At 38.7% G+C, this 15,234-nt stretch carries 12 protein-coding genes and 1 tRNA gene; 7 read left to right on the forward strand and 6 right to left on the reverse strand.

Features of this window, described 5'->3' with window-relative positions; all coding sequences use genetic code 11:
• Positions 1–411 precede the first annotated feature (411 nt).
• Positions 412–2,217, forward strand: a complete 1,806-nt coding sequence (gene lepA / locus ACFIM1_RS00820) for a translation elongation factor 4 (RefSeq protein WP_375609053.1) — start codon at positions 412–414, stop codon at positions 2,215–2,217.
• A gap of 576 nt (positions 2,218–2,793) precedes the next feature.
• On the opposite strand, the gene dapD is transcribed toward lepA, so the two are convergent.
• Positions 2,794–3,642, reverse strand: a complete 849-nt coding sequence (gene dapD, locus ACFIM1_RS00825) for a 2,3,4,5-tetrahydropyridine-2,6-dicarboxylate N-succinyltransferase (protein WP_375608964.1) — start codon at positions 3,640–3,642, stop codon at positions 2,794–2,796.
• Positions 3,643–3,748: 106 nt separating this feature from the next.
• On the opposite strand from dapD, the gene ACFIM1_RS00830 reads away from it, so the two are divergent.
• Entirely contained in the window at positions 3,749–4,612 is an 864-nt protein-coding gene (locus ACFIM1_RS00830) for an LOG family protein (protein ID WP_375606152.1), read from the forward strand.
• A 32-nt stretch (positions 4,613–4,644) separates the two neighbouring features.
• Here the strand turns inward: ACFIM1_RS00830 and truA are convergent, their stop codons facing one another.
• From truA to def, 3 genes are read right to left on the reverse strand one after another with little or no spacing between them, the layout of a single operon-like run.
• Complete coding sequence (gene truA / locus ACFIM1_RS00835) at positions 4,645–5,388, reverse strand: tRNA pseudouridine(38-40) synthase TruA (RefSeq protein ID WP_375606153.1); 744 nt, start codon at positions 5,386–5,388, stop codon at positions 4,645–4,647.
• Between the two features lies 1 nt (position 5,389).
• Positions 5,390–6,319 (reverse strand): methionyl-tRNA formyltransferase, encoded by a 930-nt coding sequence (gene fmt / locus ACFIM1_RS00840; protein WP_375606154.1) that lies wholly within the window; start codon positions 6,317–6,319, stop codon positions 5,390–5,392.
• A complete protein-coding gene (gene def, locus ACFIM1_RS00845; RefSeq protein ID WP_375606155.1) occupies positions 6,319–6,855 on the reverse strand; it encodes a peptide deformylase in 537 nt (178 codons plus the stop codon). Before def ends, fmt begins: the two co-directional genes overlap by 1 nt.
• A 90-nt stretch (positions 6,856–6,945) precedes the next feature.
• Between def and ACFIM1_RS00850 the strand changes: the two genes are divergently transcribed.
• Entirely contained in the window at positions 6,946–8,127 is a 1,182-nt protein-coding gene (locus ACFIM1_RS00850; RefSeq protein WP_375606156.1) for a DNA recombination protein RmuC, read from the forward strand.
• A gap of 112 nt (positions 8,128–8,239) precedes the next feature.
• Entirely contained in the window at positions 8,240–8,827 is a 588-nt protein-coding gene (locus ACFIM1_RS00855) for a hypothetical protein (RefSeq protein WP_375606157.1), read from the forward strand.
• Positions 8,828–10,473: 1,646 nt separating this feature from the next.
• Here the strand turns inward: ACFIM1_RS00855 and ACFIM1_RS00860 are convergent.
• Both ACFIM1_RS00860 and ACFIM1_RS00865 read right to left on the reverse strand, forming a co-directional pair.
• Positions 10,474–10,549: transfer RNA gene (locus ACFIM1_RS00860), tRNA-Ala, on the reverse strand.
• A 116-nt stretch (positions 10,550–10,665) separates the two neighbouring features.
• Positions 10,666–11,046 carry a TIGR02300 family protein gene (locus ACFIM1_RS00865; protein ID WP_375608963.1) on the reverse strand — a complete coding sequence of 127 codons (381 nt, stop codon included), beginning with the start codon at positions 11,044–11,046 and terminating at the stop codon, positions 10,666–10,668.
• A 187-nt stretch (positions 11,047–11,233) separates the two neighbouring features.
• On the opposite strand from ACFIM1_RS00865, the gene aroA reads away from it, so the two are divergent.
• The 3 genes from aroA to rpsA all read left to right on the forward strand — a co-directional run bounded on the left by aroA (position 11,234) and on the right by rpsA (position 15,039).
• On the forward strand, positions 11,234–12,562 hold the full coding sequence (gene aroA, locus ACFIM1_RS00870) for a 3-phosphoshikimate 1-carboxyvinyltransferase (protein WP_375608962.1): 1,329 nt from the start codon (positions 11,234–11,236) through the stop codon (positions 12,560–12,562).
• On the forward strand, positions 12,559–13,206 hold the full coding sequence (gene cmk / locus ACFIM1_RS00875; RefSeq protein WP_375608961.1) for a (d)CMP kinase: 648 nt from the start codon (positions 12,559–12,561) through the stop codon (positions 13,204–13,206). The genes aroA and cmk overlap by 4 nt, the downstream gene beginning before the upstream one ends.
• A gap of 132 nt (positions 13,207–13,338) precedes the next feature.
• Positions 13,339–15,039 carry a 30S ribosomal protein S1 gene (gene rpsA / locus ACFIM1_RS00880; protein ID WP_375608960.1) on the forward strand — a complete coding sequence of 567 codons (1,701 nt, stop codon included), beginning with the start codon at positions 13,339–13,341 and terminating at the stop codon, positions 15,037–15,039.
• Positions 15,040–15,234: the final 195 nt, after the last annotated feature.

Raw genomic sequence — 15,234 nt, forward strand, 5'->3', positions numbered from 1 at the left:
TTGCATTAAAACGGGTTCATAAGAGCCATTTTTAGTTCTTTCTTATATAAAATTTTATCCACACACTTATGCCGCTTGTAATATGCAAGCAAGTGATTTTAATTGATTCAAGATATACAGATTTGAAATGAGAGAATCTTACGGTACTCAAGGTTCTAATTCAATATAAATAATGTTAAATTATATTTATAAATCAATATCTTACTATATAATGCCAGCATATGAGTTATCAAACAAGATGTGAAAAGGTCATTTTAGCACCCTTGGATTTAATTTAGCAAACAAAAGCCTCATTTTTTAGGCTATGAAAAGTTGTGTTTTGAGAAGCTTTTTAGGTTTATATTCTTTTGATAGAAGCCGGAGCATAATTGGTCTTTGCGTTTTGTATTATTCTTTGCTAAATCGCCTTATATGACAATAGATCGTAATTATATTCGTAATTTTTCCATCGTGGCGCATATTGATCACGGCAAATCCACTTTAGCTGATCGTTTGATTCAAATAACAGGTGGGCTTGAAACACGTGAGATGAAAGAACAAGTGCTCGATTCCATGGATATTGAGCGTGAACGTGGAATTACTATTAAAGCACAAACGGTACGTTTACACTATAAGGCAAAGAATGGTGAAACCTATATTTTAAATCTTATGGATACACCTGGTCATGTGGATTTTGCTTATGAGGTTTCGCGTTCATTGGCAGCTTGTGAAGGTTCTCTGTTAGTGGTGGATGCAAGCCAAGGCGTAGAGGCGCAGACATTAGCAAATGTTTATCAAGCCATTGATAATTCCCATGAGTTAGTTGTTGTTCTCAATAAAGTTGATCTTCCGGCAGCAGAACCTGAGCGTGTTAAAGAACAAATTGAAGATGTGATAGGCATTGATACATCTCAAGCAGTAGAAATATCAGCAAAAACAGGTTTGGGTGTTCCTGATGTTTTGGAGGCAATTGTTGCACAATTACCACCTCCACGTATAGGCGATGTTGCAAATCCCTTGAAAGCAATGTTGGTTGATAGCTGGTATGATGCATATCTTGGTGTCATTGTTTTGGTACGGGTGATAGATGGTATTTTAAAAAAAGGCCAAACCATTCGTATGATGGGTACAGGAGCAAAATATCCAGTTGAGCGCGTTGGGGTTTTTACACCTAAAATGGTACAAGTTGATGAATTAGGACCAGGTGAGATTGGTTTTATCACTGCTTCTATCAAAGAGGTAGCAGATACACGGGTTGGGGATACGATTACTGAAGAGCGTCGTCCTTGTGAAAATGCTTTGCCTGGTTTTAAGCCGGCGCAACCGGTTGTCTTTTGTGGACTTTTTCCAATAGATGCTGCCGATTTTGATGATTTGCGTGCAGCCATGGGCAAATTACGCTTAAATGATGCGAGTTTTTCTTTTGAAATGGAAACGTCCGCGGCTTTGGGTTTTGGTTTTCGCTGTGGCTTTTTGGGACTTCTGCATCTTGAAATTATTCAAGAGCGGTTAGAGCGTGAGTTTAATTTGGATTTAATTGCGACAGCACCTTCGGTTGTTTATCGCATGAATATGAATGATGGTTCTGTTAAAGAGTTGCACAATCCAGCAGATATGCCTGATGTGGTTAAAATTTCTTCCATAGAAGAACCATGGATTCGAGCGACAATCATGACTCCTGATAATTATCTTGGGTCAATTTTAGAGCTATGCCAAGAGCGGCGCGGGGTACAGGTTGGTTTGTCCTATGTTGGAACCCGTGCTATGGTAACGTATGATTTACCACTGAATGAAGTTGTTTTTGATTTTTATGATCGGCTAAAATCAGTCTCAAAGGGTTATGCTTCTTTTGATTATCAAATGACAGATTATGCAGAAGGGGATTTAGTTAAAATGTCTATTTTGGTAAATGGAGAGTCTATAGATGCATTGTCTATGCTTGTGCACCGCACGATTGCAGAAAAGCGCGGGCGTTCCATGTGTGAAAAACTGAAAGATCTTATTCCCCAGCATATGTTTCAGATTCCAGTTCAAGCGGCTATTGGTGGTAAAATTATAGCGCGCGAAACAATTCGTGCTTTGCGTAAAGATGTAACAGCGAAATGTTACGGGGGTGATGTTACGCGTAAGCGCAAACTTTTGGAAAAGCAAAAAGAAGGCAAAAAGCGGATGCGCCAATTTGGAAAAGTAGAAATTCCACAATCGGCATTTATCCAAGCGCTCAAAATGAATAAATAATGGAAAAAGGAATATTTTCTCTCATTGGTTGCGCTTTTGCTTTTGTCGATTGGTTCAGGTGCTTAAAGAACACTTTTAAATAGAATCGCACTGTGCTTCATGTTTTTGTGTATTGCGAATGGTGTCACTTTCTCACGTAAAACAGAATGCTTTAAACAAAATACATTTGTTGTGTTGCACGTTTGTGCACTTGTTTCAAAGAAACATCTCTCAATACATCAAACTCCATTTCACAACGGGGGCTGCAACAAAATATAACGTGAAATTCATTGTAAATTACATGAAACCCATTTGGCGCCACATCTTTATGCGTCAGAAAGGTGCAAAGCGCACCCATCATACTCTTTTTCAGCTCAAAATATTATGATAGCTCTTGGCGATAGAGAGAATTCATTAAAGGTATTTCACTCTTTTCTTGAAGTGTTTCTTACCCACACGCCAACTACGTTTGTGACGAGCAAGGAAATGATAGTGATTGATTCACTATGAAAGGATTTGAAATGAGAGAATCCTTGTATTCGAGGTTATTATTCAAGTTAAAAAACGAGAAAATATTATTATGCATTAATCTTGTGTCTAAGAACGTAAAAGATCATTAATGGATGTTTTTTCTCGTGTTTTTTGATCAACGCGTTTTACAATAACAACACAATAAAGGTTTGGGCCTGCTTCACCATTTGGTAATGGTTTTCCAGGGAGAGAACCTGGCACGACCACTGAATAGGCTGGTACTTCACCAATAAAAATTTCACCTGTTGTACGATCAATAATCTTTGTTGATTTTCCAATAAAGACTCCCATTCCTAAAACAGCGCCTTCACGAATAATACAGCCTTCAACAATTTCAGAGCGTGCACCGATAAAGCAGTGATCTTCAATGATTGTTGGATTTGCTTGCAGGGGTTCCAAAACACCTCCAATACCAACACCGCCAGAAAGATGAACATGTTTACCAATTTGAGCACAAGAACCGACGGTGGTCCATGTATCAACCATTGTTCCTTCATCGATAAAGGCGCCGAGATTGACAAAGGATGGCATCAATATAACATTGGGTGCAATGTAAGCAGAATGACGTACAATGGCTCCAGGAACGGAACGGAAATCAGCACTTTTAAAATCTGCCTCTTGCCAACCAGAGAATTTTGAAGGAACTTTATCCCACCAATGTGTTCCATTTACACCACCAGCAATAATTTGCATAGGGTTAAGCCGAAAAGAGAGCAAAACAGCTTTTTTCAACCATTGATGAACATGCCATTGTCCGTTTTTTTGCCGTTCTGCGACGCGAATTGCACCTTTATCGAGAAGATTCAATGCGTGTTCGACACTCTCACGAATTTCACCTTTTGTGGTAGTATCAATAGAATCACGATCATCAAATGCTTTTTCGATAATGATTTCAAGTTGTGTGAGATTGATCATGAACATAGTTCCGTTAAACAAGTTGAAAGCTTCAAGATTTATTCTCTATGACTTACGCGAAGAAATGTTTTCAGTCAATAAAACGATGAGGAAGTAGGACAGGTGCATGAAAAAAGGCTGTAAAGAAAAAAGAAAAGCAGAGCAAGAAAACTGGACACCACTTCTCCATACGAAGGATGCTCTACAACAAATACATAAAGTCTCTAATTCAGCACAGGTGCGTTCGTCTACTTATCGTTTAGCCTATATCGATCAAGAGTTTATGATGCGTCCAGAGCTGCGCTCACAACGTATTGGTCTTGAATTTTTAAAGCCGGAAATAACTCTTAAAGAATATAATATTCAATCGACAGTTGTTTTGTTTGGTGGTGCGCGCATTCCTGAACCTAGGCAAGCTGCGTGGGCAGCAAAAAATGAAACACAAAAGAAAAATTTGCGTGCTATGTCACATTATTACGATGAAGCAAGAGAGTTTGCGCGTTTGTGCTCACTCTATTCTGCTACGACAGAATATCGTGAATTTGTGGTTGTTACGGGGGGCGGACCAGGGATCATGGAGGCGGGAAATCGTGGTGCTTGTGATGTTGGGGCTCCAACAATTGGCTTGAATATTATTTTACCGCATGAGCAAGAGCCTAATTCATATGTTTCGCCGCATTTGTGTTTTAATTTTCACTATTTAGGGATGCGAAAAATGCATTTTTTATTACGAGCGAAAGCATTAGCCATTTTTCCTGGAGGATTTGGGACTCTGGATGAACTGTTTGAGACGTTAACTTTAGTACAGACGGGGCGTATGAAACAGGTACCAATTTTATTGTTTGGCAAAGAGTTTTGGAGCAATGCTATCAACTTTGAGTATCTATCTGCACAAGGTACGATCTCTCCCAGTGATGTTAATTTTGTGAAATTTGTCAATACAGCAGCAGAAGCGTTTGAAGAAATTCGTTCTTTTTATATGCTGCCTTAACAGTTTTTGAGGCGTTAACGCTTGAAGGATCATTAATATTCTACTTTGGTTAAATAAAGTCCTGAGGGGGGGGCAACAACACCACAGCGTTTGCGATCTTTAGCGTGAAGAGCTGCTTCAAGATCTTGTGTTGTCCAACGTCCAATACCCACTTCCATGAGGCTTCCTGCGAATGAACGGATTTGATGATGAAGAAAAGAACGAGCTTGTGCATAAAGGAAGATTTCCTCTCCTTCTCTTTGAACATCAAGGCGTTCAAGGGTACGAATAGGGCTTTTGGCTTGGCAATGTGCTGAACGGAAAGTTGTAAAATCATGTTGTCCAACAAGCTTTTGCGCAGCTTCATGCATAGCTTCAGCATTAAGAGGTTTTGGTATCCACCATACGCGTTTGGCATTTAGAGCTGGTGGAGAGCGGCGATTGAGAATTTTAAAAAGATAATGGCGCTTTACAGCGGAAAATCGTGCATCAAAGTCATCAGGGACATTTTGTACGTTTAGGATTGAAATCGCTTCTCCCTGTTTACGTAAAAGAGCATTGAGTGCGTCACGCACAGTATGGGGGGGCCAGTTTTTTTCAAAATCAACATGGGCAACTTGTCCCGTGGCATGCACCCCTGCATCCGTTCGTCCTGCTGTTGTTATGGTCAATTGTTGTCCACTGAAGGAAAAGAGTACCTGTTCAAGAGTTCCTTGTATCGTGTGAAGCTCCACTTGACGCTGCCAACCAGCATAATTTGAACCATCGTATTCAAGAGTGAGTTTAAAACGTGGCATATTAAAAAACAGCAGAAATATGAGCGCCTCGCAAGAATGTTGCGCTATCAAGAATTTTACCGCCAGATCTTTGGAGAGAGGTTATTTCTATCCGTCCTTGTCCACAATGAATAATCAAAGAATTTGGTTCTATCCTCCCAATTTCAAAAGAAGCTCCTGTTGTTAAGCGACTTTCAATAATTTTTACGCGTTCTTCTCGTCCACCGATATTCATATTGCACCAGCAACTAGGAGAGGGAGAGAGCGCGCGAATATGCCTATGAATAAACTCTGCAGGTTTTGTCCAATCAATGCGGGTTTCTTCTTTCCTAATTTTGGCTGCATAGGTGATGCCTTCCTCTGATTGTGGGGTCAGTTTAAGTTGTCCTTTTTCAAGAGTTGATAGAGCTTCTATCATAAGTTCTGCGGCTATATTTGAAAGTTTATTTGAAAGCTCAGCGCTGGTGGCGCTATCAGTAATAGGGAGAGAACGAGAAAGAGCAATAGGTCCTGTATCAAGTCCTTCATCCATTTTCATGATCATGATACCTGTTTCCTTATCACCGGCCATAATTGCTCGTTGAATAGGTGCAGCACCACGCCAACGTGGTAAGAGTGAAGCGTGGGCATTAAAACAACCAAAACGCGGTGCTTCGAGAATAGCTTTGGGTAACAGGAGTCCATAAGCCACGACAATAGCAGCATCAACAGAAAGTGCTGCAAATTTTTCTTGTTGTTCGGCTGTTTTAAGTGTTTGAGGCGTAAAGATAGGAATAGATTTTTCTTTTGCTACCGTGTGAACAGCTGAGGGGATTAATTTAAGCCCCCGACGTCCTGCTGGACGAGGGGGTTGACTATAAACAGCGACAACATCATGACCAGCATTCAATAAAGCATGTAAAATGGGAACAGAAAAATCTGGTGTTCCCATAAAACTTAACCGTAATGCCATTACAAAACTGCTTCCTGTGTGTTTTTTTCTTTTGCGCGTTTTTTAAATTTTCGTATCACCATATCGCGTTTGATCTTTGAAATGTAATCAATAAAAAGACGCCCATTTAAATGATCAATTTCATGCTGTAAGCAAGTCGCCAAGAGATCATCTGCTTCAATTTCTGTCTGTTTTCCTTCACGGTCCTGATAGCGAACACGCAGACGTTTAGGGCGTTCAACTTCCGCAAAATAGTCAGGAATAGAAAGACAACCTTCTTTATAAATATTGCGCTCATCTGAAAGCCATAAAATCTCAGGGTTGATAATAACAAGCGGTTTTTTCTGCTCATCTTCAGAATTTCCAGAGACATCCATAACCAACATACGTAGTGGTATACCAATTTGAATAGCAGCAAGACCAACACCTTTAGAATGATACATGGTCTCCAACATATCATCTGCGAGCTTTTGGAGAGCTGAATCGACCTGCTCAACGGGTTTGGACTCTTCCCGTAAAATCGGATCAGGTAAAATAACTAAAGATCTTATTGGCATAAGAAGAGATTAATCAAAGGTTTGTTATTGGTCAATATTGAATAACGGATTCTTGCATTTTTTTACCATAAGAGCGTTATATTACCTTTTATGTTTGATTCGTTTTTTTCTATACTCACTGGTGAGTTTTTTTCTAAATTAATCGTTTTACTTTTATTTACACTTGTCTGTTTGGCATTTTTTATGCTGATACATTCTCATCGAAAAAGAACATTTTTGGAACAAGAAACTGCTGAACGTGCGCGTGAGGCACAAATGCAGATGGCTACCTTGCTAAAAACACAAGCTGAAATGCAAGGGCGAATGCAAACGATGGCGGAAATTTTTGGTCAACGGCAAGCTGAATTGAATAAATCGCTTAGTGAGCAACTCAATGGAATGACAACAAGCTTAGGTCAAACACTTCAGGTACAGACTAAATCCACTTATGAAAATTTGAATCGTTTGCAAGAACGTTTAGCAGTGATTGATGCGGCACAAAATAATATTCAATCGCTTACGGGACAAGTTGTTCAGTTGCAATCCATTTTAAGTAATAAGCAGACACGTGGTACTTTTGGTCAGGGGCGGATGGAAGCAATTATTGCTGATGCCTTACCAGCAAATGCCTATGCTTTTCAGGCTGCTCTTTCCAACGGAAAGCGCCCAGATTGTCTTATTCATATGCCCAATAAAGCACCTTCTCTTGTTGTTGATGCTAAATTCCCTCTAGAGGCTTGGAATGCTATGCGTAAAGCCGCATCAACGCAAGAGCGTCAAGAGGCAGAACGCCAATTTCGTACCGATATGGAAGTCCATATCCGTGATATTGCGCAGAAATATTTAATTCCTGGAGAAACCCATGACACTGCTTTCCTTTTTGTGCCATCGGAATCAATTTTTGCAACAATTTATGAGGACTTTGAGGCATTGGTACAAAAAGCCAATAGAGCCCATGTGATTATTGTTTCACCATCTTTGTTGATGCTCTCTGTCCAGGTTGTACAAACCATTATGAAAGATGCGCGGATGCGTGAACAAGCGCATTTAATTCAATCGGAAGTGGCAAAACTGATGGAAGATTTTGGACGAATGGATATGCGTGTTCGCGCCCTACAGAAGCACTTTTACAAAGCAGGTGAAGATATAGAGGGAATTTTAATATCATCTTCCAAAATTATGAAACGGGCAAATCGCATTGAAACTTTCGAATTAAAAGAAAATTACTCTGAGCCAACAAAAATGACAACATCCGCTCAGTCACAAACATTGCGTTTAGTTGATGAGGAATAACGCAAAACAATTTTCTTAAATATCACAAGTTAGATCACGCTCTTTATTGATTGGTAATCATTTTTTAGTATCTCTATCTTGTTTTATTTCTTAAACGAGAGGAATAGAGAATATGCGACACCTTTTGTTTTTAGGGGCATTGGTGTTTCTGCTAGGGGGCTGTGCAACAACCACTCCCACTCACACAAACAATGCTTGCGCTATTTTAGCACAAAAAAATGGTTTTTTTGATAATTGGGGAAAGGCGTCTCAAAAGGCAGAAATGCGCTATGGGATTCCTATGCCTATTATTCTTGCAACCATTAATATGGAATCAAGTTTTCGTCATAATGCACGTCCTCCACGCAAAAAACTACTTGGTTTTATCCCATGGAAGCGTCGGTCGACAGCTTATGGTTATGCTCAAGCGCTTGACAGTACATGGGCAATGTATCTTCGCTCTACAGGAAAGTCTTTTGCATGGCGTACGAATTTCGCAGATGCTGCTGATTTTGTTGCTTGGTATCATCGCCAAAGTGTTCAACGCAATGGCGTGAGGTTTGATGATGCATATAGCCTTTATTTAAATTATCATATGGGACATGGTGCTTATGCGCGTAGTGGCGGGCATGTCACTGTTGCACTTTCACAGGCAGCACAGCGCATGGCGAGAATATCGAAGCTCTATGAACAGCAATTAAAGAGATGTGGATGGCGTTAGGGAGGATTTTGAAAATCTCAATCAGAGAATTGATGTGGTGAAATTATTTGAGAGCAAAATTTCTTATGGTGCGACAAGGTTATCTCGTTTTTCCGGTTTTAGAATAAAATAAATTGTTATTGAATAGAATAAACTCAAGCGACAGAAAGCTTTTGCAATGCACGATATATTTGAGCGCACTCTCTATATTTTCCCCCTTTGTTCAAAGAGTTGACAATAGAAACGATCTTCCATTTAGAGCGCTGGCATTGAGCACTGGGTGAAATACCAGAGATTATTGAAGGAAGGAATATAATCTCTTTTTTATTTTCATTATATGCATTATTGGCTGAATATTCTGTTTATTAAGTGTATAAAATAGCAATCAAAACAAATGCAATTCCAGCATTATAAAGAGGTAAAAAGTTCAATATAAAAAACGAGAAATGCATTAAATGAAAGAGTATCGTTTCATAAAAACTTTTCTTTGTATAAAGGGAGTGCTAAAGCTCTTCAGAAACCTAAGTGTATATTGAGTATTGTATAGAATGAAGCGTGTCTATTCATCTTTCCTGCCCTATTATTAATTAAAAAAATTATCTTGTAGTGTTGTAAAACACTATCATTTATAGGACTGTAAAGTATATATAACTTTACAGAGCAGAATATTCTAGGAAGGATTTTTCTGTAACGCCTATGAAAAAACAAATAAGCCTTCAATGTTGTGATAGCGCTTGCATTTGAGACTATTTATGAGAGGCATTTTTATTCTTTTCTTAAACGGTTTTTACTAAAAATCATTGTTTTATAACAGTAATATACCTTTATTCATATTGAATTAAGAATTTTGAATAGCTTAGGATTTTGTCATTTCAGATCTCTTGATGTTTAACCAAGAAAAACCATTGGCTTGTACATAAGCGCGATTGGCATGTGGATAAAAACACCGAAAGAAAGGAGCAAAAATACCTCTTATGAACATTCTCAAATATAAGAATTTTTGCAACATTAGGGATTGAAAAGTATAATGATGGCACTGCTTTACTCCTACACCTCCAACATCGTTTGTGATGTGTAAGGAAGGAATCCTATTGATTCAATGCGTTATAGCTTATGGTGAGAGAAGTTTATTTTGTTTAGAGTTATCACTTAATAATATAAATAATTTATAATGATAACAATATGTTATTTAAGATTTAACATGCTTCAGTATTGAGTTGGTGAATGCTACTCAAGGGGATAATTTTTTAAATTGCTAGAACATCTGATAAGACTAAAAATATTCAACAAAAGTCCTGATTCGCAATAATTGGAAAGTATATCTTAATCTTCTATTCCCAAATCTTTATTTAGGTACTTCTTATCTTTTAAAAGGATATCGATAATCAACAGATTATGATTTTGTAGTGAAGAAGGATTCAAATTTTGTCCTTTAAAATAGGTGTCAGTTAAACAGCTCCTTTTTTATTTCTGTGTAAAGCATAAAAAATGATCCTTTCCATTGTTATGTAAAGTAAAACTTTACAATCCAACAAATGATTAGGAACGCATAATGATAGCATTAAAGCAAGGAACGCGCTACTGGAACAATGGTTACAGAGCACATAAATCTTTTAAAGATGCACAGATTCTATAACTGATTCTCTTGACAGAAAAGCCAACCCTTTTGGTGGAGCTAAGCGGGATCGAACCGCTGACCTCTTGCATGCCATGCAAGCGCTCTCCCAGCTGAGCTATAGCCCCTATAAAAACAAACTTTCTCAAAAGAACAATATACAACCCATGCCTTTTAAAGCGAGAAAAATTGAAGATCAAGAAGAATTTGCATTCAATAGAAAAGATGCCTTCTTTTACTTCTTTTAAGTGTCGTCATCGTTAGAAACACCACCTCCAAGAATATCAGTAACATCCTCCTCATCATCGTCATCATCATGAGATAAAAATGTATCATCGTCATCACCGAGATCTACATCACTATCTTCCAAATCAGGAAGATCGTCATCTTTAGAATCTTCATCATCCTCTTCAAGAAGCATAAAAGCAGATTTTTCAAGTGCTGTATCAAGCTCTTCAGTATCAACTTCTTCTTCGTTGTTTGCTTCAGCTGCCGCAACCTCAAAATAAGAACGTGGATAAGAAATTCCTGTATAAGGCGACACAATAGGATCGCGATTTAGATCGTAAAATTTTTTTCCTGTTTCTGGATCAACACGTTTAGTTCCGAGTTCCTGTTTTGCCATAAGCCGTGCCTCTTTGATTAACTATTATTCCATTAAAAGATGAATTTTATGGTGCTTAATCGAAAAATAATGCCTTTGTCAAAGATAAATACATTGCTCCGCATAGATTTTCTCATGACGTCCTTTAAAGCATGTGCTAAAGGATGCATAATTTCATAAAAGTTAGATAGAATTAAATAGAATTTCCATGCAAAAAGCAATCCCTATAACCGCCTATAAATCGAGTAGTCTCTCTGGAAAAATTCAAATGCCAGGAGATAAATCAATCTCCCATCGCTCTCTTATATTGGGAGGATTAGCAAGTGGTGAGACATATATCCACGGATTACTTGAAAGCGCTGATATACTCAATACAGCTGCTGCTATGCAAGCTATGGGCGCCTGTATTATTAAAAAAGATGAAGTTTGGATCATACGAGGAACAGGAAATGGTTGCCTCTTAGCTGCGCAAAAACCTTTAGACTTTGGCAACGCTGGAACAGGTGCTCGTTTGGTTATGGGATTGGTTGGTCCCTATCATATGAAAACAACTTTTATTGGTGATGCTTCTCTCTCTAAACGTCCAATGGGACGTATCCTTGATCCACTGCGTCTCATGGGGGTTGAAATTGAGGCAACGCACGATGATCACCTTCCTTTAACGCTTTATGGACCGAAAATGGCTAATCCGATTCGCTACCGTGTTCCAATAGCTTCCTCCCAAATTAAATCAGCAATCCTGTTTGCTGGACTCAATACCGCCGGCACTACAACTGTTATTGAACCTGTTCTGACACGAGATCATACGGAAAAAATGTTAAAAGCATTCGGTGCGCAACTTGAAATAGAAAAAGATAACGAAGGTGCGCGTTTGATTCATCTTAATGGTCAACCCCATCTTACTGGACAAACAATTCATATTCCGGGGGATCCTTCTTCTTCTGCTTTTCCAATTATCGCAGCCCTTCTTGTAGAAGACTCTGATATCACCGTTGAAAATGTTTTGATAAATAACTCTCGAATAGGACTTATCGAAACATTGTGGGAAATGGGTGCTCAAATTGATTTTTTGAACCGACGTCAAACAGGTGGAGAGGATGTTGCTGATCTACGGATAAAATCATCGGTCCTTAGAGGCGTTACGGTGCCCAAAGAACGTGCTCCATCGATGATTGATGAATATCCTGCTTTGGCAGTAGCAGCAGCCTTTGCAGAAGGCAAAACAGTTATGTTAGGCATTGAAGAATTGCGTGTTAAAGAATCAGATCGGCTGTCTGCTGTTGCTCAAGGATTAAAAATTAATGGCGTAGACTGTGAAGAAGGTCAAGATTTTCTTGTTGTTTATGGAAAAGGTTCTGCCAAAAGTTTGGGTGGTGGCCATGTCTCCACACATCTTGATCATCGAATTGCTATGTGTTTTCTCATTTTTGGGCTTGCATCAGAAAAACCTGTTACCATTGATGATAAACGAATGATCGCTACGAGCTTTCCAGAATTTATTTCTTTTATAAAACAACTTGGGGGAAAAATCGCTTGAAGCCTTTTGTTATTGCTATTGATGGACCAGCAGCTTCAGGCAAAGGAACCTTAGCGCGCAAAATTGCTGCACATTATCATCTTCATCATCTCGATACTGGTCTCACTTATCGTGGTGTTGCTTATGCGCTTTTACAACAAAATTTATCTCTTCATGATGAAAGTAATGCTATTATTTATGCTAAAGAACTTGATTTTAATACCTTAAATCCTGCTCTTCTTTCTTCTCATGAACTTGGTGAAGCGGCTTCAAAAATAGCGCTTAACCCTTCTGTACGCAAAATTCTTATCGACAAACAACGGGATTTTGCCAAAACTTTACCTGGAAGTGTACTGGATGGGCGTGATATTGGAACTATTGTTTGTCCTGATGCTGATATCAAGTTTTATATTCTAGCCAATATTCAAATACGCGCCAAACGCCGCTACCAAGAGATTTTAAAAAAAGGTATTCAGGCAAATTATCATGAAATTCTCGCTCAACTTGAACAGCGAGACAGTCGCGATATAACGCGCAAACAAAGCCCACTAAAACCAGCAAAAAACGCCCACTTGCTTGATACGTCAGAATTGAGTATAGAAGCAACATTTGAAATTGCATGTAGTTTTATTGATCCAATCATAAAAATGCATATAATTGGATAAATTCGTCAAGGTGACTTCCGGCCTAGCGCTAACTTTTCTTCCTGTATTCAAGGAAAAAGGCAGGAAGTTGCTTATGTTAACACTAACCTAGCGCTCATACCTTATAACATAAGGTATATATTAGGAGTTCTTATGTCACAATACAATCCCACAACAGCGGATTTTGAAGCCCTTTTAACAGAATCTTTTCAAACTAATGATCTTAATGAAGGGTCTGTTGTTAAAGGCCGTGTTATTGCAATTGAAAAAGACATGGCCATTATTGATGCTGGACTTAAAGTCGAAGGACGTATTCCTCTCAGAGAATTTGGAGCTAAAGCAAAAGATGGTTCTTTGCAAGTTGGCGATGAAGTTGAGGTTTACATTGAACGCATTGAAAATGCGATGGGTGAAGCTGTTTTATCGCGTGAAAAAGCACGGCGCGAAGAAAGTTGGGTCCGTTTGGAGGAAAAATTCAACGCTGGGGCGCGCGTTGATGGCGTTATCTTTAACCAAGTAAAAGGTGGTTTTACAGTCGATCTTGATGGTGCCATAGCTTTCTTGCCTCGCAGCCAAGTTGATATTCGTCCCATTCGTGATGTTTCACCTCTCATGCATAATTTACAGTCCTTTGAGATTTTGAAGATGGATCGTCGTCGTGGCAATATTGTTGTCTCACGTCGCACTGTCTTAGAAGAAAGTCGCGCCGAGCAACGTTCAGAAATCGTACAAAATCTTGAAGAAAACCAAATCGTTGAAGGTGTGGTGAAAAATATCACAGACTATGGTGCTTTTGTTGATCTTGGTGGGATTGATGGTCTCTTACACGTCACAGATATGGCATGGCGGCGTGTTAATCATCCATCTGAAGTTCTCACAATTGGTCAAACGATTAAAGTTCAGATTATTCGCATCAATCAAGATACGCACCGTATTTCTCTTGGAATGAAACAGCTTGAAAGTGATCCTTGGGAAAGCATCAGTGTCAGATATCCGATTGGTAAAAAAATTACGGGTGCTGTTACCAACATTACTGATTACGGTGGTTTTGTTGAAATTGAACCGGGAATCGAAGGGCTAATCCACGTTTCTGAAATGAGTTGGACAAAGAAAAATGTTCATCCTGGAAAAATTCTGTCTACATCACAGGAAGTAGAAGTGGTTGTTCTTGAAATTGATCCTTCTAAACGGCGTATTTCTCTTGGTTTAAAGCAAACATTTGAAAATCCATGGGAAGCTTTTGCCAATAAATTTCCTGTCAATTCGCAAATTGAAGGAGAGGTTAAAAATAAAACAGAATTTGGTCTCTTTATTGGGCTTGAAGGCGATGTTGACGGTATGGTTCATCTGTCTGATCTTGATTGGAACCGTCCTGGTGAACAAGTCATTGATACTTACAATAAAGGCGATATCGTTAAAGCTGTGGTTCTTGATGTTGACATTGAAAAAGAGCGTATCTCTCTTGGAATTAAGCAGCTTTCTAGCGATAAAGTTGGAGAGGCCGCCGCTTCTGGTGAATTGCGAAAAGGTGTTGTTGTAACATGTGAAGTTACTGCTGTTAACGACAATGGCATTGATGTGAAATTGATTGACCACAACCTTGAGACAACCATTCGGCGTGTTGACTTAGCGCGTGATCGTGATGAGCAACGTCCTGAGCGTTTTGCAATTGGGCAAAAGGTTGATGCTCGCATAACAGCATTTGATAAAAAAACACGTAAAATTTCAGTATCAATCAAAGCGTTAGAAATTGCAGAGGAAAAAGAAGCTGTTGCACAATATGGCTCTACAGACTCAGGTGCTTCTCTTGGTGATATTCTGGGTGCAGCTTTGAAAAAACAAGAACAAGATTAATTATCAATCATTAAAGTTGATGTTGTTATTAAGGTCACTCATTTTAAGAGTGACCTTTTTATTTTCTAAAGAAATTGTCTGCTTATTTTTTAATTATTGCGTCAAAAATTGCAAATGCTTGCAAATAAAAACAAAAAGTTTGTTTTTTTGTCTATCAACGGTTCACTATTCAGATAAAATGCTTACAATTTAAAT

Origin of the sequence: Bartonella sp. AC158YNML, from assembly GCF_042196725.1 — a bacterium.
GTDB lineage: Bacteria > Pseudomonadota > Alphaproteobacteria > Rhizobiales > Rhizobiaceae > Bartonella.